The 17,679-nt window shown below is 70.3% G+C and carries 20 protein-coding genes and 2 tRNA genes; 14 read left to right on the top strand and 8 right to left on the bottom strand.

Going from position 1 to position 17,679, the window contains the following annotated elements; genetic code table 11:
* Nucleotides 1-69: 69 nt before the first annotated feature.
* The 3 genes from AB0J69_RS37540 to AB0J69_RS37530 all read right to left on the bottom strand — a co-directional run bounded on the left by AB0J69_RS37540 (nucleotide 70) and on the right by AB0J69_RS37530 (nucleotide 2,930).
* Complete coding sequence (locus AB0J69_RS37540; RefSeq protein WP_364127601.1) at nucleotides 70-1,440, bottom strand: carotenoid oxygenase family protein; 1,371 nt, start codon at nucleotides 1,438-1,440, stop codon at nucleotides 70-72.
* Nucleotides 1,441-1,576: 136 nt separating this feature from the next.
* Nucleotides 1,577-2,329 carry a DinB family protein gene (locus tag AB0J69_RS37535; protein ID WP_364127599.1) on the bottom strand — a complete coding sequence of 251 codons (753 nt, stop codon included), beginning with the start codon at nucleotides 2,327-2,329 and terminating at the stop codon, nucleotides 1,577-1,579.
* 70 nt (nucleotides 2,330-2,399) lie between these two features.
* On the bottom strand, nucleotides 2,400-2,930 hold the full coding sequence (locus AB0J69_RS37530; protein WP_364127596.1) for a DinB family protein: 531 nt from the start codon (nucleotides 2,928-2,930) through the stop codon (nucleotides 2,400-2,402).
* 80 nt (nucleotides 2,931-3,010) lie between these two features.
* On the opposite strand from AB0J69_RS37530, the gene AB0J69_RS37525 reads away from it, so the two are divergent.
* Nucleotides 3,011-3,682: a flavin reductase family protein gene (locus AB0J69_RS37525; RefSeq protein WP_364127593.1), complete on the top strand. Its 672-nt coding sequence runs from the start codon at nucleotides 3,011-3,013 to the stop codon at nucleotides 3,680-3,682.
* Here AB0J69_RS37525 and AB0J69_RS37520 read toward each other — a convergent pair.
* The 3 genes from AB0J69_RS37520 to AB0J69_RS37510 are packed head-to-tail and all read right to left on the bottom strand — an operon-like array spanning nucleotide 3,679 to nucleotide 5,912.
* Nucleotides 3,679-4,197: an NUDIX hydrolase gene (locus AB0J69_RS37520; RefSeq protein ID WP_364127590.1), complete on the bottom strand. Its 519-nt coding sequence runs from the start codon at nucleotides 4,195-4,197 to the stop codon at nucleotides 3,679-3,681. The genes AB0J69_RS37525 and AB0J69_RS37520 overlap by 4 nt on opposite strands.
* A 46-nt stretch (nucleotides 4,198-4,243) precedes the next feature.
* The gene (locus AB0J69_RS37515; protein WP_364127588.1) at nucleotides 4,244-4,987 is read right to left on the bottom strand and encodes an ABC transporter permease; all 744 of its coding nucleotides are present in this window, start codon (nucleotides 4,985-4,987) and stop codon (nucleotides 4,244-4,246) included.
* Entirely contained in the window at nucleotides 4,968-5,912 is a 945-nt protein-coding gene (locus AB0J69_RS37510; RefSeq protein WP_364127585.1) for an ATP-binding cassette domain-containing protein, read from the bottom strand. Before AB0J69_RS37510 ends, AB0J69_RS37515 begins: the two co-directional genes overlap by 20 nt.
* A 254-nt stretch (nucleotides 5,913-6,166) precedes the next feature.
* On the opposite strand from AB0J69_RS37510, the gene AB0J69_RS37505 reads away from it, so the two are divergent.
* The 12 genes from AB0J69_RS37505 to AB0J69_RS37450 all read left to right on the top strand — a co-directional run bounded on the left by AB0J69_RS37505 (nucleotide 6,167) and on the right by AB0J69_RS37450 (nucleotide 13,417).
* Nucleotides 6,167-6,709, top strand: coding sequence for an ATP-binding protein (locus tag AB0J69_RS37505; protein WP_364127582.1), 543 nt, complete (start codon nucleotides 6,167-6,169; stop codon nucleotides 6,707-6,709).
* Between the two features lie 50 nt (nucleotides 6,710-6,759).
* A complete protein-coding gene (locus AB0J69_RS37500) occupies nucleotides 6,760-7,722 on the top strand; it encodes a GH25 family lysozyme (RefSeq protein WP_364127579.1) in 963 nt (320 codons plus the stop codon).
* Nucleotides 7,723-7,765: 43 nt separating this feature from the next.
* The gene (locus AB0J69_RS37495; RefSeq protein WP_364127576.1) at nucleotides 7,766-8,287 is read left to right on the top strand and encodes an NlpC/P60 family protein; all 522 of its coding nucleotides are present in this window, start codon (nucleotides 7,766-7,768) and stop codon (nucleotides 8,285-8,287) included.
* Nucleotides 8,288-8,372: 85 nt separating this feature from the next.
* Nucleotides 8,373-8,603 (top strand): transposase, encoded by a 231-nt coding sequence (locus AB0J69_RS37490; protein ID WP_364127574.1) that lies wholly within the window; start codon nucleotides 8,373-8,375, stop codon nucleotides 8,601-8,603.
* A gap of 39 nt (nucleotides 8,604-8,642) precedes the next feature.
* A tRNA-Thr gene (locus tag AB0J69_RS37485) sits at nucleotides 8,643-8,715 on the top strand.
* A 264-nt stretch (nucleotides 8,716-8,979) separates the two neighbouring features.
* Nucleotides 8,980-9,053: transfer RNA gene (locus AB0J69_RS37480), tRNA-Met, on the top strand.
* Between the two features lie 71 nt (nucleotides 9,054-9,124).
* The gene (gene rpmG / locus AB0J69_RS37475; protein ID WP_019632658.1) at nucleotides 9,125-9,289 is read left to right on the top strand and encodes a 50S ribosomal protein L33; all 165 of its coding nucleotides are present in this window, start codon (nucleotides 9,125-9,127) and stop codon (nucleotides 9,287-9,289) included.
* A gap of 214 nt (nucleotides 9,290-9,503) precedes the next feature.
* Nucleotides 9,504-9,953: a MaoC family dehydratase N-terminal domain-containing protein gene (locus tag AB0J69_RS37470; RefSeq protein ID WP_364127572.1), complete on the top strand. Its 450-nt coding sequence runs from the start codon at nucleotides 9,504-9,506 to the stop codon at nucleotides 9,951-9,953.
* A 1-nt stretch (nucleotide 9,954) separates the two neighbouring features.
* The gene (locus AB0J69_RS37465; RefSeq protein ID WP_364127570.1) at nucleotides 9,955-10,383 is read left to right on the top strand and encodes a MaoC family dehydratase; all 429 of its coding nucleotides are present in this window, start codon (nucleotides 9,955-9,957) and stop codon (nucleotides 10,381-10,383) included.
* Between the two features lie 100 nt (nucleotides 10,384-10,483).
* Nucleotides 10,484-11,575, top strand: coding sequence for a hypothetical protein (locus AB0J69_RS37460; protein ID WP_364127567.1), 1,092 nt, complete (start codon nucleotides 10,484-10,486; stop codon nucleotides 11,573-11,575).
* 11 nt (nucleotides 11,576-11,586) lie between these two features.
* Nucleotides 11,587-12,624: a UDP-N-acetylmuramate dehydrogenase gene (locus AB0J69_RS37455; protein WP_364127564.1), complete on the top strand. Its 1,038-nt coding sequence runs from the start codon at nucleotides 11,587-11,589 to the stop codon at nucleotides 12,622-12,624.
* A 226-nt stretch (nucleotides 12,625-12,850) separates the two neighbouring features.
* On the top strand, nucleotides 12,851-13,417 hold the full coding sequence (locus tag AB0J69_RS37450; protein WP_364127561.1) for a TMEM165/GDT1 family protein: 567 nt from the start codon (nucleotides 12,851-12,853) through the stop codon (nucleotides 13,415-13,417).
* Between the two features lie 11 nt (nucleotides 13,418-13,428).
* Here the strand turns inward: AB0J69_RS37450 and AB0J69_RS37445 are convergent, their stop codons facing one another.
* Together AB0J69_RS37445 and AB0J69_RS37440 are read right to left on the bottom strand one after the other, a co-directional pair.
* Nucleotides 13,429-16,281, bottom strand: a complete 2,853-nt coding sequence (locus AB0J69_RS37445) for an AAA family ATPase (protein ID WP_364127559.1) — start codon at nucleotides 16,279-16,281, stop codon at nucleotides 13,429-13,431.
* 101 nt (nucleotides 16,282-16,382) lie between these two features.
* The gene (locus tag AB0J69_RS37440; RefSeq protein ID WP_364127556.1) at nucleotides 16,383-16,529 is read right to left on the bottom strand and encodes a hypothetical protein; all 147 of its coding nucleotides are present in this window, start codon (nucleotides 16,527-16,529) and stop codon (nucleotides 16,383-16,385) included.
* Nucleotides 16,530-16,748: 219 nt separating this feature from the next.
* Here AB0J69_RS37440 and deoC point away from each other — a divergent pair, with 219 nt between their 5' ends.
* On the top strand, nucleotides 16,749-17,678 hold the full coding sequence (deoC, locus tag AB0J69_RS37435; protein ID WP_364127673.1) for a deoxyribose-phosphate aldolase: 930 nt from the start codon (nucleotides 16,749-16,751) through the stop codon (nucleotides 17,676-17,678).
* Nucleotide 17,679 lies beyond the last annotated feature (1 nt).

Here is a 17,679-nt window from a genome sequence, read left to right as displayed (position 1 = left end):
TGTGATCGCCGCCACGGCGCTCAAGCGCGGGCCACGGAGCGCGAAGTCGGGTCGCGCGGGCCACGGCGCTCAGGCTCGTGCCGCGTTGACCCCTGAGGGGAGCCAGTTCCCGTGGAAGCCGGTGGGGACGCGGACCGGCAGGCGTATCTCCGCCACCGGCCGGGCCGCCAGGTCGGCCGCGTCCAGGATCGCCAGGTAGCCGGTGCCGCGCGAGCGGTCGTGGGCGAAGGTCATCAGGTACCCGTCGTCGTCCCCTGACCCCCCGCGCCGCGGGACGAAGACCGCCTCGCCGCAGGTGTGCCCGGCGGGCAGCCGGTGCGTCTGCCGGGCCGCGCCCGCGGCGAAGTCGTACTTGTGGATCTCCGAGCGTTCCGGCTCTGCCTCCAGCGAGAAGCTGGTGACGTACCCGAAGCGGTTGCGCCGCCCGACCTCGGCGTCGGCGACCCGCGGATACTCGATCGCCGTGTCGTCCAGCCGGCGCTCGGCGACCGTGCCAGTGGCCAGGTTCAGCCGCCATTCGTGCAGGTTCGGCAGGCCGCCGCCGACGTCCTGGGGACCGTCGCGCCACAGCGTCGGCACCCGGCAGCCGGTGACCGTGACCGCGCCGTCCGCCTCATAGGCGTTCATGGTGTGCCACACGTAGCACGGCTCGACCTCGAACCAGCGCACCGGCCCGCCGTCCCGGCGCATCACGCCGAACCGGGCGCCGTGCGCGTCGTCCCACCGCCACGGCATCCCGCCGGCGGCGGCCATCGCCGGGTCGAAGACGACGGGCAGGTCCATGAAGATCGCGTGATCGCGGGTGATGGCGAAGTCGTGCATCATCGTCGCCCGCGGGACCTCGACCACCTGCGCCTGGAGCAGCTCGCCGGTCGGGGCGGCGCGGTAGTAGGTCAGGTACGGCGGGCGCAGGCGGGAGCCGAAGAACACCAGCTCGCCGGTCTCCGGGCAGATCTTGGGATGCGCGGTCATGGGGGTGCGCAGCGCCCCGCCGAAGGTGAACGGCCCGACCGTGTCCAGCTCGGGCGTGATCTCGTACGGGAAGCCTCCCTCCTCCAGGGCGAGCAGCCGGCCCCCGTGGCAGACCAGGTGGGTGTTGGCGGTGGAGACCCGGTGGTCCACGTGCCCGGTGGCCGGGTCGAAGGCCAGGGCCAGCCGGGATTCGCCGGGGTGCTCGTACAGCGGGGTCCGCACGTACCGGTTGCGGTACCAGCGGGCCCGCCCGCCGTCCAGAACCACGGCGTGGACCATGCCGTCGCCCGCGAAGTAGTGCGGCGACCAGCCGGTCCGCGGGTTGGGGCCGTTGCGGAGGTAGGTCCCGTGCAGTTCCTCGGGGACGGAGCCGATCACCTCGGACGGCTCCACCGTCACCTCCTCGGTGACCGGTGCGTTGTTGCCCGCCAGGTGGAGGGGCGGGCCGGGGTTGTGCGCGGTCGTCATCTGAAGGGTTCTCCCGTCGTTCGGTCCGGCCGCGTCAGGATGCCGGGAAGACTTCGGGAGAAACAGTCTTGTTCTTGCCGGGGCCGTCAGTCGGGCGGAGAACGCGCAGCGTACGGCGGTGCGAAAAAATCCCGGGTCAGCGGGACTCCAGGACCGCCAGGTCGCGCACCGCGTAGCGGCGGTGCTCGCACTCCTCGCCCATGACCACCCGCAGGCAGGCGCCCACGGTGCGCGGCTCCTCGGGGTAGCCGGGGGCGGGCGGGCGGGTGCAGGGGCGTTCGAGCTCGGCGTCGGTGAGGTCCTCGACGATCCCGCGCACCAGCGCCACCCGGCCGGCCCGCGCCTCCAGCACCTCCGCGTACGACGGGCGCGCCTCGAGGTCCATGCCCAGGGCCGCCGCGTCGGAGGGCGGGTAGCTGGTGTGGGTCAGGCCGAGGCGGTGGAAGGGGCTCGGCCGGTCGAGGATCGTCCGGGCGGCCCAGGCGTCGGTGGCGAAGACCAGGTGGCGCAGCGTCTCGGCGAGGGACCACTCGCCGTCGACCCGTTCGTGGCGGGCGGGTTCCGGCAGCCTCTCGGCGCGGGCGACCGTCTCCGACCAGAGTTGTTCGATCGTGCGCCACATCGCGCGGAAGTCGTCGGCCGTCCGCATCGCGCGCAGTCGCACGCGTTCGGGGTGCCGCCGGTCGAGCTCGGCCTCGACGTAGGGGGTGACGTCCACGTCGTTGACGATGAGGTTCCGTACCTCACCGGACAGGTTGACGTCCACGAGCCAGGAGTCGACGATTCTCATCCCGCGCAGGTCGCAGGAGCGGAACTTCGCGCCGGAGAGGTCGGCGTCGGTGAAGTTCGCGCCCCGGAACGCGTCGGTGTTCTCGTATCGTGCTGCCATCGCGCCATTGTGCTCCACCGGCGACCCTCGCACAGCTCCGGCGCCCGGTCCGGCGCCCCGGTCCGGCGGGTCAGTGGCCGGTGGCGCCGTCTATGCGCTCGCGGAGGAGGTCGGCGTGGCCGTTGTGGCGGGCGTACTCCTGGATCATGACCGAGTAGACCCAGCGGAGCGACATGGTGATCTTGCGTCTCGGGTCGGTGAAGGTCTCGTCCAGGGAGCGGTCGGCGAGGATCCGGCGGACCTGGGCGATCTCGTCGAGGTAGGTCGCGTGGTCCGACTCCGCGTCGGCCGTGTCCACCTCGTCGAACTCGGCGTTCAGGTTGTCGTCGGTGCAGTAGAGGTAGGGGACCTGCTCCCCGGCGAACCTGGTACGGAACCAGTCGCGCTCCACCTCGGCCATGTGGCGGACCAGGCCGAGCAGCGACAGGTTCGACGGCTCGACCCAGCGCCGTCTGAGCTGCTCGGCGGTCAGGCCCGCGCATTTCCAGAGCAGGGTCTCGCGGTGGGCGTCGAGCCAGGCGTCCGCGACCGCGCGCTCGCCTGCCTCCATGACGGAGAACTGTTGGCCCATCCGGGTGACTTGCGGCGCGCGCCAGCTCATTCGACCATCATGCACCGGCTCGAACGAGATGTCCGAAGGTCGCCAGCATACGGGGCGGGCCTGGCGCGACAGTGGAGGACATGAGCACTGTCGTCGCCACGCACACCGCTATCGAGCCGAACATCCTCTACTTCGGCACCCCCGTGGTCCTGATCTCGTCCTCGAACGAGGACGGGACGCCCAACCTGGCCCCCATGTCGTCCGCGTTCTGGCTGGGGTGGCGGGCCGTGCTGGGGCTGGGAGTCCGGGCCAAGACGGCCCAGAACCTGCTCAGGACCGGTGAGTGCGTGCTGAACCTGCCGTCCGACGCGCTCGCGGGCGCGGTCGACCGGCTGGCGCTCACCACCGGCTCCGACCCCGTCCCCGCGCGGAAGGAGCAGCGGGGGTACGGGTTCGTGCCGGACAAGTTCCGGCGGGCCGGGCTCACGCCCGTTCCCTCCGAGACGGTGGCCCCGCCGCGGGTGGCCGAGTGCCCGGTCGCGATGGAGACCGTGGTCGAGCGCCACCACCCCGTGGGGGACGACGGAGGCGTGGTGGCGTTCGAGGTACGGGTGCAGCGCGTCTGGGTGCACGACGAGATCCGCCTGGCGGGCACGGACGACCACGTCGACCCGGACGCGTGGCGGCCGCTGATCATGAGCTTCCAGAAGTTGTACGGGCTGACCTCCCAGGTGCACCACTCAACGCTCGCCCGGATCCCCGAACGGCTCTACCGCCCCGACGGCGACCTGGAGCGCGCCCGCACCGCCTAGAGCGGGGCCGGGTCGTCCAGCAGGACCAGCCACGTGCGCCGGCCGCAGAGGCGCTCGATGTCGGGCCGGGAGAGCCAGTCGGCACGGGTGCTCTCCGAGCCCTCGGGCGGCCGGGTCGGGGAGCCCGGCCCCGGCAGCGCGGCCCGGAACATCGCCATGTACGCCAGCGCCGGGTAGCGGTAGCCCGCCGGAGGCGGCTCCAGGAGCTCGATGCGCTGCCAGGCGAAGATCGACAGGGCGGAGGACGGCAGGTGAAGGCCCGTCTCCTCGTAGAGCTCCCGGGCCGCCGCCTCGGTGGCGCCCTCGCCAGGATCGAGGTGACCGCCCGGGATGTCCCACCCGCGGCCCTCCCGGTCCACGTACGTCATGAGGGTCCGGCCGGCCTCGTCCGAGACGAACGCGAACGCCGACGTGGTCGCGCCGGCGGGCGGGAGGGTGTCAGTGAGGATCAGGTCCAGGCGATGCGCCACCGGGATCCAGGGCACCGTGGTCGTCGCCTTCACCGTGTGAGTCATAGTTCCTCACTGTCATCGCCACCCGAATCGGATGTCAAAGCGAGGCTCAGACTCCCCGGCGCAGGGTGCGGTTGCCCAGATAGAGGCCGACCACGGCGATGGCGCAGGCGGCGACGGTGCCGTACAGGACCGAGGGGTCGGTCAGGTTGCCGGCGAAGAGCGCCCGCTGGGCGTCCACGATGTACGTGACCGGATTGACCTGCCCCATCACCCGCAACCACCCGGGAGCGGTCTCCAGCGGCAGCAGCACGCCCGAGAGCAGCAGCAGCGGGAAGAGGATCGACTGGCTGACGATGTAGAACAGGGTCCCGCCCGGCGCCGACTTGATGGCCAGGACGAAGGAGAGCGCCCCAAGGCCCACCCCGAACACCACGAGCTGGGCCAGCCCCGCAAGCACGCCCGCCGTGTGCAGCTCGAAGCCCAGGGGGAGCGCCAGGACGATGATCAGCACCGCCTGGACGAGGAGGACGAGCATGGCCTTCATGCTCTTGCCGACCAGCATCGCGGTCCGGTTGAGCGGCGTGACCATCAGCCGCTCCATCGCGCCCCCGATCAGCTCGACCAGCAGCGTGTAGCCGGCGCTCATGGGCCCCGTCAGGCACATCATGACGAGGATCCCGGGCACGAACCACTGCCAGGACGAGCCGACCGCCCCGCCCAGCAGCGACCCGAACAGGAACAGGAACAGCAGCGGCTGCCCCATTTCGAACAGCAGCGCGGCGGGGTTGCGCAGGCTCGGCTTGAACTCGCGGGAGAAGATGGTGGTGGTGTCACGCAGGAATGTCGTCATCGGTGAGGCTTCTCCCGGTAAGGCGCAGGAACACGTCGTCGAGGGTGGGGCGGGTGGTCTCGGCGGTGGTGACCTTGACGCCGGCGGCATCGAGGGTGCGCAGGTAGTCGGGCAGCGCGGCGGTGGCCTGGGCGACCTTGAGGCGCACGGTGGTGCCGTCCGCGGTCCCGTCGCCGATCCGGGCGGCCTGCTCCGCCTCCTGCGGGGTGCTGGTGGTGATGGTGATGTGGTCGCCGGCCAGGTCGTTCTTGAGCTGCTCGGCGGTGCCGTCCGCGATGATCCGCCCGCCGTCGATGATCACCACCCGTTCGGCCATGTTGTCGGCCTCCTCCAGGTAGTGGGTGGTCAGGAACAACGTCGTCCCGTACGTCTCGCGCAGGCGCAGGATGTGCTCCCAGATCTCCGCGCGGCTCTTCGGGTCGAGCCCGGTCGAGGGCTCGTCGAGGAAGAGCAGGTCGGGGCGGTGGATGAGGCCCAGGGCGATGTCCAGGCGGCGGCGCTGGCCCCCTGACAGCGTGCCGGGCACCCGCTTGGCCAGCGGCGTCAGGTCCAGCAGGTCGAGCAGCTCGTCGGCGCGGGTGGCCGCCTCCTTGGGGCGCAGGCCGTAGCAGCGGCCCTGGGTGACGAGCTCGTCGCGGACGAGGAAGTCCTCTCCCGCGCTGTTGCGCTGTCCCACGTACCCGATGCGGGACCGCACGCCCGCCGGGTCCGTGGCCACGTCGTGGCCGGCCACGGAGGCGGTGCCGGAGGTGGGCGGCAGGAGGGTGGTGAGCATGCGCAGCGTGGTGGACTTGCCGGCGCCGTTCGGCCCCAGGAACGCCACGAGCTGGCCGGCCTCCACGTCGAGGTCTATCCCGCGTACGGCTTCTACGGTCTCCTTCTTCTTCACTTTGAACACTCGGGTCAGTCCCCGGGCATGGATCATGGTCGGTCTCCTCCGGGCATGGCGAAGAAACCCCTGGTCGGGGCCGCAGTCGAGGATCGAATCCAGTTTGGGCAGGACAAACCCGGTTTGGCAAACGCGAATGTTACGTTCATATACCGCCCCCACCTGCGGAAACACCGTCGGAGACGCCGCCTCTGACGTGGCGAATTTCCGCCCCCTGAAGTGCGGTTTCTTTCCCACGTCCGCACGATTTCCGCACGACTTCCACACATGGCTCTGCCAGCATCCCCAGCATGTGCCAACTGGTCGTGCTCGTGAACGGTCTGCCGGGGTCCGGCAAGACGACGCTGGCGCGGGCGCTGGGGGAGGCGCTCGGCCGGCCCGTCTTCAGCAAGGACGCGATCAAGGAGACGCTGGCCGACGTGCTCGAAAGGCCGGACGGCGTGGACGGGCGCGAGTGGAGCCGGCGGCTGGGGATGGCCGCGGGGGAGAGCATGTGGACGCTGCTGGCCCACGCCGGTCGGGGCGCGGTGCTCGAAAGCCCCTGGCTCGCGCCGCTGCGCCCGGTGGTCGTGGCCGGGCTCCGGCGGGCGGGGGTCGCGGCGGGGCCCGACGTGCGCGAGGTCTGGTGTGACGTGTCGCCTGAGCTGGCCAGACGCCGGTACGAGGAGCGCGGGCGGCACGCCATACACCACGACGACGAGGTCGGGGACGAGCGGTGGCGGGAGTGGGTGGCGGGAGCGCGGCCGCTGGGGCTCGGACCGGTCTATTGGGTTGATACGTCAAAAGCGGTGGATATTTCTGGGCTTGCGGAATTGTGCGTAACTCCGCAATGATCTCCGGCGTGAAACGTCTGTTGTTATTTGCGGTAATTGCTATGGTCGGTATGACCGGGGTCGCCGAGGCGGCCGATGGAGTGCCCGGGGTGGACGTCAGCAACTGGACCGGCGACATCGACTGGCAGGGCGTGGCCTCCGGGGGCGGGAAGTTCGCGTTCGTGCACGCCACCGAGGGGACGAACTACCGCAACCCCCGTTTCGAAGCCCAATATGGCGGTGCCGCCGCGGCCGGCCTGATCCGCGGCGCGTATCACTTTGCGCAACCGCACGAATCCGATGGGACAACTCAGGCCGACTATTTCCTCCAGAACGGCGGCAACTGGGTCAGCGACGGCCAAACGCTGCCGGGTGTGCTCGATATCGAGGACAACCCGTACAAGGACAAGAACGGCAAGAACAACTGTTACGGCCTGTCCGTCGATGACATGGTCACCTGGCTCCAGGACTTCACCAAGAAGTACCGGTCGGCGACCGGCCGGCACGCGATCATCTACACCACGACGAGCTGGTGGCAGACCTGCACGGGCAACTCCACCAAGTTCAGGTCCAACCCGCTCTGGCTGGCCCGCTGGGGCACCGAGCCGGGCGAGCTGCCGAAGAGCTGGAAGAAGCACACGTTCTGGCAGTCGGCCGAGAAGGGCCCGCTAGTCGGCGGCGGGAACTCGTTCAACGGCTCGGAGTCCCAGCTCAAGTCGCTGGCCAACCCGCCCGCCGAGGTGAAGGTGTCCGGCGCGGCCAAGAGCAGGAAGACCTACACCGTCACGATCTCCAACACCGGGCCGCACCCGGTCAAGGACGTCAAGGTGTCGGGACGGGCGTTCGGCGGGCAGCGCGTGGTGCGGGCGCCGGGGTGCAAGTACAGCGGTACGGCGGTGTCGTGCCGGATCGAGGAGCTGCCGCGCGGGGAGAAGGTGACGTTCACGTTCACCACCAAGCCCAGGAAGTCGAAGGGCACCGTGGGCATGTATGTGACGGTCGGTTCGGTGAAACTCACCCTCAAAGCGGGATAAGGCAGGATAAATCCCAGGGGCCCGAGCTTTGAGGGGGTATGGGATGAAGCGGCGGTTAACCGCGGCAGTGGCGCTGCTCCTGGTGACCGCCACGGCATCCGTGCCCCTGGGCCTGCCGGCGCCGCCCCTGATCGTGCGGCTCGCGTACGAGATCGAGCAGCGCGGGATCGTGTACTCCTGGGGCGGCGGCCACAGCTCGGACCCCGGCCCGTCCAAGGGGACGTGCAGGGGCTACAAGGGGAAGATCAGGCCCTGCCCGGCCGCCAGGACGCGCGGGCTGGACTGCTCGGGGTTCGCGCGGTGGGTGTACGCGCTGGCGCACGGCGAGGACGTGCTGGGGCCCGGGAACACCGACGACCACGTGCGGAAGATGCGCCGGGTCTCCTCGGCCAGGCCCGGGGACCTGGTGTTCTTCGGGAAGGTCACGAAGAGGTCCGTCAGGACCCACCACGTGGGCATCTACCTGGGCGCGGGGAAGATGATGAACGCGCCCGAGACCGGGGCCGTCGTGCGCATCGACGACATCGCGGGGAAGAAGGGTTTCGCGGGGTTCTACCGGTACTGAGGTTCCGACTCGTACCGATTCGGTATGCCTGTAACGCGTGTGGCGTGGCAGAAATTGAGAGACCCCACGGCTAATCTGTGCCGCTATGGACAGGCGATGGGTCGGTCTCGACGGCTACGAGGTCGTGGGCGCCGTGCGGGCCGGGCGGCAGGTGCTGCGGGTGCGCAGGAACGGGTGGCTGGTCGCCGACTGCACCTCTGTGGCCGAGGTGGCCAGGCACGTCGATCTGGCCGATCTGTGCGAGGTGATCGATCTTCCCGCGCGGCGGCCGGCGGAGGTGCCGCCGGGGGCCAGAACGAGTTCGCATCATCGCTGAGTGCCGTGTATGGTTACACCTGTCCGCAGCGCCGGACAGGCCCCTATAGCTCAGTCGGCAGAGCGTCTCCATGGTAAGGAGAAGGTCAACGGTTCGATTCCGTTTGGGGGCTCGCATCCTGCAGAGAAGACGCCCGGTCCAAGAGTCTTGGAGCCGGGCGTTCGCTGTTGCGGGCGGCTGTGTGGGGGTTCGCGGTGGATGTTGCCCGCTGCTACGCTGATGTCCCGCATGGAGGCGGCAGACGGGGCTGTCGCTTATTGATTTCGGTTGTCGGGGGTTCCTGAGGCATACTGGGAGCACCCCACCCGATCGGGTGAGTTACGAATGTGCTCACGGTGTCGGGTATCCTCTACGGGCCGGGTCGTTCCGGCTCAAAGGCGGAGTAGCTCAGTCAGGCAGAGCAAACGGCTCATAATCGTTGTGTCGCCGGTTCAAGTCCGGCCTCCGCTACTGCCCAATCCCAGGTCCACCGGCCTGGGTACGGGCGTGTCCATGTCCCGAACGTAGAAAGGCACTCCCAAGTGGCTGCCACAGACGTTAGGCCGAAGATCACGCTGGCCTGCCAGGAGTGCAAGCACCGCAACTACATCACGCGGAAGAACCGGCGCAACGACCCGGATCGGCTTGAGCTGAAGAAGTACTGCCCCAACTGCCGCTGCCACCGCGCGCACCGCGAGACCCGCTAGGTTCTCCGGGCAGGGCTTCTGCCCCACATCCTCATATCGCACAACCGGCGTCCCCACGCAGGGCGCCGGTTCGTCGTGTCTGTCCCCCTGCCGGAGTCGGCAGACGGAGCGTGATCCGCGCCCTGGCAAAGAGCGCGCCATGACCGGCGACAGCCGAACCTTGTTCTGTTAGCGTCGGCCTCAGCAGCGCTGGGACGGACGCGAGGGAGCATTGATGGCCTTGAACCGTGACTTCGTGGGCAGAACCTACCCGCCGAGTTCTCCTTACGAGGTGAGCCGGGTGAAGATCAGGGAGTTCGCCGCCGCGATCGGCGACCACAACCCGCTCTACCGCGACAGGGAGGCCGCCCAGGCGGCCGGCTACCCCGACGTCATCGCGCCGCCCACGTTCCCCATCGTGTTCAGCCTGCAGGCCGGAGGCGAGGCGCTGGTCGACCCCGACCTGGGGCTGAACCTCGCCATGGTGGTCCACGGCGAGCAGCGCTTCGAGTACGCCCGCCCCATCCACGCCGGTGACGAGCTGGTCGCGACCGCCACGATCACCGACATCCGCACCGCTGGCCGCAACGAGCTGCTGACCGTCAGGAGCGACGTGTCCACGGTCGAGGGCGAGCCGGTGTGCGTCACGTACAACACGATCGTCGAGCGTGGAGGGGCCGGCTGAGATGACCGCCACGGTGAAGTACGACCAGGTCGAGGTCGGGCAGGAGATCCCGGCCGTGGACTACGACGTGCGCAGGCTCAACCTGGTGATGTACGCCGGAGCCTCGGGGGACTTCAACCAGATCCACTGGAACGAGCGTTTCGCCAGGATGGTCGGGCTGCCCGACGTGATCGCGCACGGCATGTACACGATGGCGCAGGCCGGGCGGTTCGTCACCGACTGGGCGGGCGACCCCGGCGCCGTGGTGGACTTCGGGGTGCGGTTCTCGTCGATGGTGGTCGTGCCCGACGACGATCAGGGCGCCACGATCTCGGTCAGCGGGGTGGTGGAGGAGAAGCTCGAGGACAAGAGGGTGGTCATCGGGCTCACCGCCAGGTCGGGCGACGCGCGCGTGCTGTCGAAGGCCAGGGCGGTGGTCCAGCTCTCCTGAGCCGGATGATATGGCGGGCGGCTCTCGGGTAGCGCGTGTCCGTATGAGTGATGCTGCGCGCAGGGTCTGGCCCACGGTCCGATCGATCCCCGTCTCCGCCGTGACCGATGGCAAGCCTCCAGGGCGGCTGCGGCCCGCGCGGGTCGAGCAGGTGGCGGGCGGCTCGGGCACCGGGCGCGACACGACGGGCGGCCCGCCGGTCGCCGGGACGGGCGGCCCGGCGGGTGGCCCGGCGACCGGGGTCGGCACGGCCGGGGCCCGGTCACGTGGCACCCGCGCCGGCGGAGCGCACGCCAGATTGAACCCTGCCGCCGAGCTGGGCTTCTCCGGCGACCCTGGGCAGCACGGCGACCCGGGGTACGGCATGCTGCACGCCCAGCGCGTCTGGGACGGCACGCTGGCCACCAACCGCCTCGACGACCTGGGCGTCAACACCGAGCGGCAGCGCATGGAGACCAAGGACGTCACGGTCAGCGTGGGCCTGCTCGTGGACGGCTGGCCGGAGGACGTCAGGGCGTGCCTGCAGTCGGTGATCGACCACACCGGGGCGCGGGTGCTCGCCCTCGACCTGGGCAACGTGGACGGGGCCGGCGAGGTGCTGGACGAGCTGTGCGAGCGGCATCCCGAGCGGATCGCCGGCTGGCACGTGGCCGAGGCGCCGCACTGGCGGGGCGGCACGGCGACCTGGGGCGAGAGCCGGGGCAAGCTGCTGCGGCTGGACGAGGCCGAGGTGCACGTGCTGATGGAGACGAACGTGGTCCTGCGTGGCGACGCCCTGACCCCGCTGGTCGCGGCGGTGGTGGAGGGCGCGATGGCGGCCGGCTGGAAGGGCGTGGAGACGGCCGACGGCGGCACGGCGCGGACCAGTGTGGGCGTGATGCCGGAGTGGCGGGAAGGGCCCGGCGGCACGGGACCCGAGTGGCGGACGGCGGGCCCCGGGAAGGTGCTGGCGCTGGTCGGGGAGCTCATCGCCGTACGCAGGGCGCAGGCGATCAGCGCGTTGCCCGAGGACGCCTGCTACGGCCGGTACGCCGATCTGGAGCTCTCGCTGGCCCTGCCCGGCGACCTGGTCGTGCCCCACGAGCCGCTGCCCGTGGCGCTGCTGGGCCGGCACGACGTCTCCTCCGCCTACTCGGACCGGGAGTCCCGGCGCAACTATGACGGGGTGCTGCGCATGCTGCGCGCCTCATAAGCTAGTTGCTCATGGAGATGCTCGCGCCATACACCACGTTGCGCCTGGGCGGGCCCGCCCGCGACTTCGCCGAGGCGACCTCGGCGGAGCAGCTCGTGTCCCTGATCGCCGAGGCCGACCGGAAGGCCGTGCCCACGCTGGTGCTCGGCGGGGGCAGCAACGTGGTCGTGGCCGACGAGGGGTTCGACGGGCTGGTCATCAGGGTCGCCACCGAGGGCCTGGCTATCTCGCGCGACGGCGAGCAGGCCGTCGTGACGGTCGAGGCGGGCGAGGACTGGGACCGGCTCGTGGTCCGCGCGGTGGCCGAGGGCTGGTCGGGCATCGAGTGCATGTCCGGCGTGCCGGGGCTGGTCGGCTCGACGCCGATCCAGAACGTCGGCGCCTACGGGCAGGAGGTGTCCCAGACCATCAGGTGCGTGCGGGCCTACGACCGGCGCACCAGGCACGTGGTGGACCTGGAGGCGCGGCAGTGCGGGTTCTCCTACCGCGACAGCGTCTTCAAGCGCGATCTGGCGCGATATGTGGTGCTGGCGGTGACGTACGCGCTGGACATCTCGGAGCTGTCCGGCCCGGTGGTCTACGACGAGCTGGCCAGGCGGCTGGGCACCGAGGCGGGCGGCCGGGTGCCGCTCGACCGGGCACGGGAGGCCGTCCTCGGGCTGCGGCGGGGCAAGGGCATGGTGCTCGACCCGGCCGATCCCGACACCCGCAGCGCGGGCTCGTTCTTCACCAACCCGGTCCTCACGCCGGCGGAGGCCGAGGAGCTGGCCGTCCGCGCTCCCGGGCATCCGCGCTGGGAGCTGCCCGGCGGGATGGTCAAGGTGCCCGCGGCGTGGCTGATCGAGCAGGCGGGCTACCCGAAGGGCTACGAGCGCGGCCCCGTACGCATCTCGACCAAGCACACCCTCGCGCTCACCAACCCGACCGAGCGCGCCACCACCGGCGACCTGCTGGCCCTGGCCAGGGAGGTGCGTGACGGGGTGCGCGAGAAGTTCGGGGTCACGCTGGTCAACGAGCCGGTGCTGGTGGGCTGCACCCTCGGGGAATAGGCACCCTGCTGGGGCTGTTATGGTGATCTGGAATTACCGAAGGGGAGTAGTCCCAATCGCGTGATCGACACACTGGCGCCTCGGCGCCCGGTCGCGCGGGCCTCATACGGGCGGACGAGACCTTCGGCCTGGCAGTCATGTGACAAAGACGCTGCCGGGCCGAAGTCGTGCCCGAAAAACTCCCCGGGTGCCTGCTTCCGGCCTGGTCGCGCGGAAGAGGACCCCTTTGGAAGCGTTCTGGATCAGCCTCGTCGCCATCTTCGTGGCGGAGCTCGGCGACAAGAGCCAGCTCATGGCGATGACGTTCGCCACCCGTTTCAAGACCTGGACCGTGATTCTGGGCATCACGATCGCGACGACGGTCGTGCACCTGCTCAGCGTCGCGGTGGGCGGCCTGATCGGCGACGCGCTCCCGACGACGGCGATCTCCGTCGTGGCCGGCCTCGCCTTCATCGGCTTCGCCGCGTGGACCCTCCGCGGTGACGAGCTGACCGAGGAGGAGTCGCGCAAGGCCCAGCGCACCACCAGGAACGCCCTGATCGCGGTGACCGTGGCGTTCTTCCTGAGCGAGCTGGGCGACAAGACCATGCTGGCCACCATCACGCTGGCCACCCAGCACGGCTGGGTGGGCACCTGGATCGGCTCGACGGTCGGCATGGTGGCGGCCGACGCGCTGGCCATCCTGGTCGGGAGGCTGCTGGGCCGGCACCTCCCCGAGAGGATCATCAAGTACGGTGCCGCGGCCGGATTCGCCGTCTTCGGCGTGGTGCTGCTGGGTGAGGCCCTCCTCTAGGACAACAGCGATTAGGACAGCAGCGACAGGCGGTGGGCGGCCGCGGCCGCCTCGCCCCGCGTGGTGACGCCCAGCTTGGCCAGGATGTTGGACACGTGGACGCTCACCGTCTTCGCCGAGATGAACAGCTCGGCCGCGATGTCCCGGTTGGTACGCCCCTGCGTCACCAGCCGCAGCACCTCCAGCTCGCGCGGCGTCAGCAGCTCCGACGGCTCCTGCGCCGGCTGGAGGCCGCCCACCCGGCGCGACAGAACCTCGATCTCCTCCACCAGCGGGGTCGCGCGCAGCGCCCGCGCCAGCGGGAGCGCCGCCTTCAGCCGGGTTGCCGCGCCCTCCCGATCGCCGCACCGCGCGGCGGCCGTGGCCGCCCGCAGCAGGGCCTTGGCCTGGTTGTGCGGGCGCCTGAGCCGCTCCCAGGCCGCCGCCGCGGCGTCGAAGTCGCCGGAGTACGACAGCCGGTACGCCTCCACGACCGGCCCGATGACCGACAGCTCGGCGGCCACCTCCGCGGCGTGCCCGCGCACCGCCGCGGTCCGCTCCGGCTCGACGTCCTCGGCGGCGTCGCAGACCGTGCGGAGCAGGGAGAGCAGCCGCCAGCCGAGCATGGCCTTGCTCGACTGCTTGGGGTAGGAGAGCACGCGTTCGGCCTCGCCCAGCGCCGCTCCCGGCTCGCCCCTGGTCAGGTACCAGCCGATGCGCAGGCGGGCGTTGCTGATGATGTCCTGGACGAACTCCTGGGGGCGCTCCTTGAACACCCCGATCTCGGCCAGGATGCCCTCGACCAGCTGCAGCTCGCCCCTGGCCAGCGCGATGTCGGCGCGGACGCGCAGCAGGGAGTACCTGGTGCGCAGGACGGGGCCGTGGCTGAGCGCCATGTCGACGACCTCGATGGCCTCGTCCCAGCGGCCCAGCGCGTCGAGCACCTCGGCCCAGTTGTTCAGGATGAACAGGCCGCTGCCGCGCAACCGGCCGTACTGCTTGGCGATCCGCCAGCCGTCCTCCGCCATGCGCAGCGCCTCGTCCGCGCGGCCCATGTCGATGAGCACGTCGATGGTGTTGCCCATGGCCCGGGTGGTCAGGCGGCCGGAACCCTCGCTCCGGCCGATCTCCAGCGCCTGCTCGTTGATGGCGATCGTGGTCTCGAGCCGCCCGTTGAGCGAGTGGCCGAGCGCCAGGTTCAGCAGCAGGTCGCCTTCGAGGCAGCGCTCGCCGTGCTCCCTGACCCAGCGCAGACCCTCGGCGATGAGCTCGCCGGCCTCGTCGATCTCGCCCCTCAGCATCAGGTGGCGGCTCAGCGGCATGACGACCTCGGCCCAGTCGAGGCTGTCGTCGGGCACGAGCCGCAGCGCGTGCCTGAGGTCGTCGATGACGCCGATCTGGCCCTTGGAGTTCTTGAACGCCGCCCGGCGCGCGATGAGCTGGGCCACCCGCGCCGGCTCCTGCGCCTCGTCCAGCTCGGACAGCGCCGCCTTGACGAACTTGACGCCCTTGTCCACGTCACCGCCGGCGTTGGCGGCCTCGGAGGCCCGCTCCAGCACGCCGGTGTGGTCGGTGCCGATGAGCTCGGCGGCGTCGGGCACCCGGTCCCAGAGCATGAGCACGCGTTCGAGCAGCGGGAGGGCCTCGGTGTACGCGAACGCCTTGTACGACTTGCGCGCCGCCTCCCAGGCGGAGATCAGGGCCCAGCGGTCGTCGCGGGCGCCGTACCAGTGGTGTGCCAGCTCGACGGCGGCGCGGCCGGGCGGGACGAGCTCGCGGTCCTTGGAGATCTCCTCCGCGAACCTGGCGTGCAGGCGCTGGTGCTCGCCCGGCAGGAGCTCGTCGTGGACGGCCTCGCGGATGAGGGAGTGCCTGAAGACGTAGGCCCGGTTGTCGGCGATCTGCAGCACGTTGCCGGCGATGGCCGGGCGCAGCGCGGTCTCCAGCTCGACGTCGGACAGGCCGCTCACGGCGGCCAGCAGCGCGTGGCCGACCCGGATGCCGCCGGCGGCGGCCACGCGCAGCACGCGCTGGGTCTCCTCGGGCAGCCGCTCGACGGAGCTGAGGATCAGGTCCTGCATGGACTCGGGGAACGTGCACTCGTCGCCGCTGTCCAGCATGGCCTCGACGAAGAGCGGGATGCCCTCGCTGCGCTCGTAGACCTTCTCGACCTTGGCGTATTCGGGGGTCTTGCCGAGGATCGCGGTCATCTGCTGGGCGACCTCGTCCCGCGACAGGCGGGGCAGGTCGAGCCGGTGCACGCCGTGGACCCGGCCCAGCTCGGCCAGCACCGGCCTGAGCGGGTGCTGGCGGTGCAGGTCGTCGGAGCGGTAGGTCATGACGATCAGCACCTGCGGGGTGTGCAGGTTGCGGCTGAGGAAGGCGATGAGGTCGCGGCTGGAGCGGTCGGCCCAGTGGATGTCCTCGATGACGAGGATGGTGGGGCGGCTGTCCGCGAGGCGTTCCAGCAGGGTGAGGAACTGCTCGAAGAGCCGGGCGCGGCCGGTGTCGGTCTCGCCGTCGCCGCTGGGCTCGCCGAACTCGGGCAGCAGCCGCGCGAGGTCGCGCTCGGCGCCGTCGGGCAGCAGCCCGGCGATGGCGGCCGGGCCGTGCTCCCTGACGAGCTGCCGGAGCGCGGCGGTGAACGGCGCGTACGCCAGTCCCTCGGTCGACAGCTCCACGCAGCCCCCGAACAGCACGTGGGCGCCGCCGGCCGTACAGTGCTCGGCGAAGCGCTGGACGAGCCGGGTCTTGCCGACTCCTGCCTCGCCTCCGAGCAGGACGGCCGTCACCGTGCCTTTTCGGGCCTCGTCGAAACTTTCAGAGAGAGCCGCCAGCTCCTCTTCCCGCCCGACGAAGACGGGACTGACAGATCGTCCCCGCATGTCATCCAGCATGTCATGCCACATCCGATGCTTACGACGGATTTATGGGGGTATTGAGGCCCGGCCACGAAGGAGATTGTGGCCGGGCTCTCTTGGGGCGGTCATGAGGAACGGCGCTTGCCGAAGAAGGAGCGGCGCTCGGCCTTGTTCCCCTTCTGGGCCTCCCGTACGCGCCGGTGCTCGGCGGCGGCCTTGCGCAGTTCGCTCGCCTGGTTCTTCATGAGCTCGTATTCGATCTCGGGGTTCATCTTTTTCTCCTGCGATTTCGTGCTTCTTCCTGACACCTTTAAGACTCGGCCTAAGGCCCGGCCCGGCGCATCGGGTGGATGCCTTATCTCCAGGGCCTTTCACGGGCCCGAACGCGTACGGCATACCTAGGACCTGGGCTCCAATGCCCTAGGAGCGCCCTAAGGTGGTCCGGTTTGGAGGTAGAGGCCCTGGTCGGCGATGCTGTCTAGGTGTCAACTGTGACTACCTCGCTCGCGGACGTCGCCTCGTCCGACGCGGCGCTGCGAGCATTCCTGCACGGCCTGCCCGGGGTTGACCGGGTCGGCGCGGACCAGCGGGCGGCGATGCTCGGCACCCGTTCGATCAAGACCACGGCCAAGGCGCAGGCCATCGACCTGGCGATCTCCATGGTGGACCTGACGACTCTGGAAGGGGCCGACACGGCCGGCAAGGTGCGCGCGATGTGCGCCAAGGCCGTGCGGCCCGGCGGCGACGCGCCCTCGGTGGCGGCCGTCTGCGTCTATCCCGACCTGGTGGCGGTGGCCGTAGAGGCGCTGAAGGGTACGGGCGTCAAGGTGGCCTCGGTGGCCACCGCGTTCCCCAGCGGGCGCACCTCGCTGGAGGTCAAGGTGAGCGACACCGCGCTGGCGGTGGCGGCGGGCGCCGACGAGATCGACATGGTGATCGACCGTGGCGCGTTCCTGTCCGGGCACTACATGAAGGTCTACGAGCAGATCGTCGCGGTGAAGGCGGCCTGCGGGCCGGCCCACCTGAAGGTGATCCTGGAGACCGGCGAGCTGGCCACCTACGACAACGTGCGCCGGGCGTCCTGGCTGGCGATGCTGGCCGGCGGCGACTTCATCAAGACCTCCACCGGCAAGGTGTCCCCGGCCGCGACGCCGCCGGTTACCCTGATCATGCTGGAGGCGGTGCGCGACTTCCGAGACGCGACCGGCCGTCAGGTCGGCGTGAAGCCGGCGGGCGGCATCCGCACCACCAAAGACGCCATCAAGAACCTGGTGCTGGTCAACGAGACGGTCGGCGACGACTGGCTCACCCCCGACTGGTTCCGGCTGGGCGCCTCTTCGCTGCTGAACGACCTGCTGATGCAGCGCCAGAAGCTGGCCACCGGCCGCTATGCGGGTCCCGACTACTTCACCCTGGACTAGA

It is taken from the genome of Nonomuraea sp. NPDC049709 (assembly GCF_040674815.1).
Classification (GTDB): Bacteria; Actinomycetota; Actinomycetes; order Streptosporangiales; family Streptosporangiaceae; genus Nonomuraea.
This window is presented reverse-complemented; position numbering and strand designations above follow the sequence as displayed.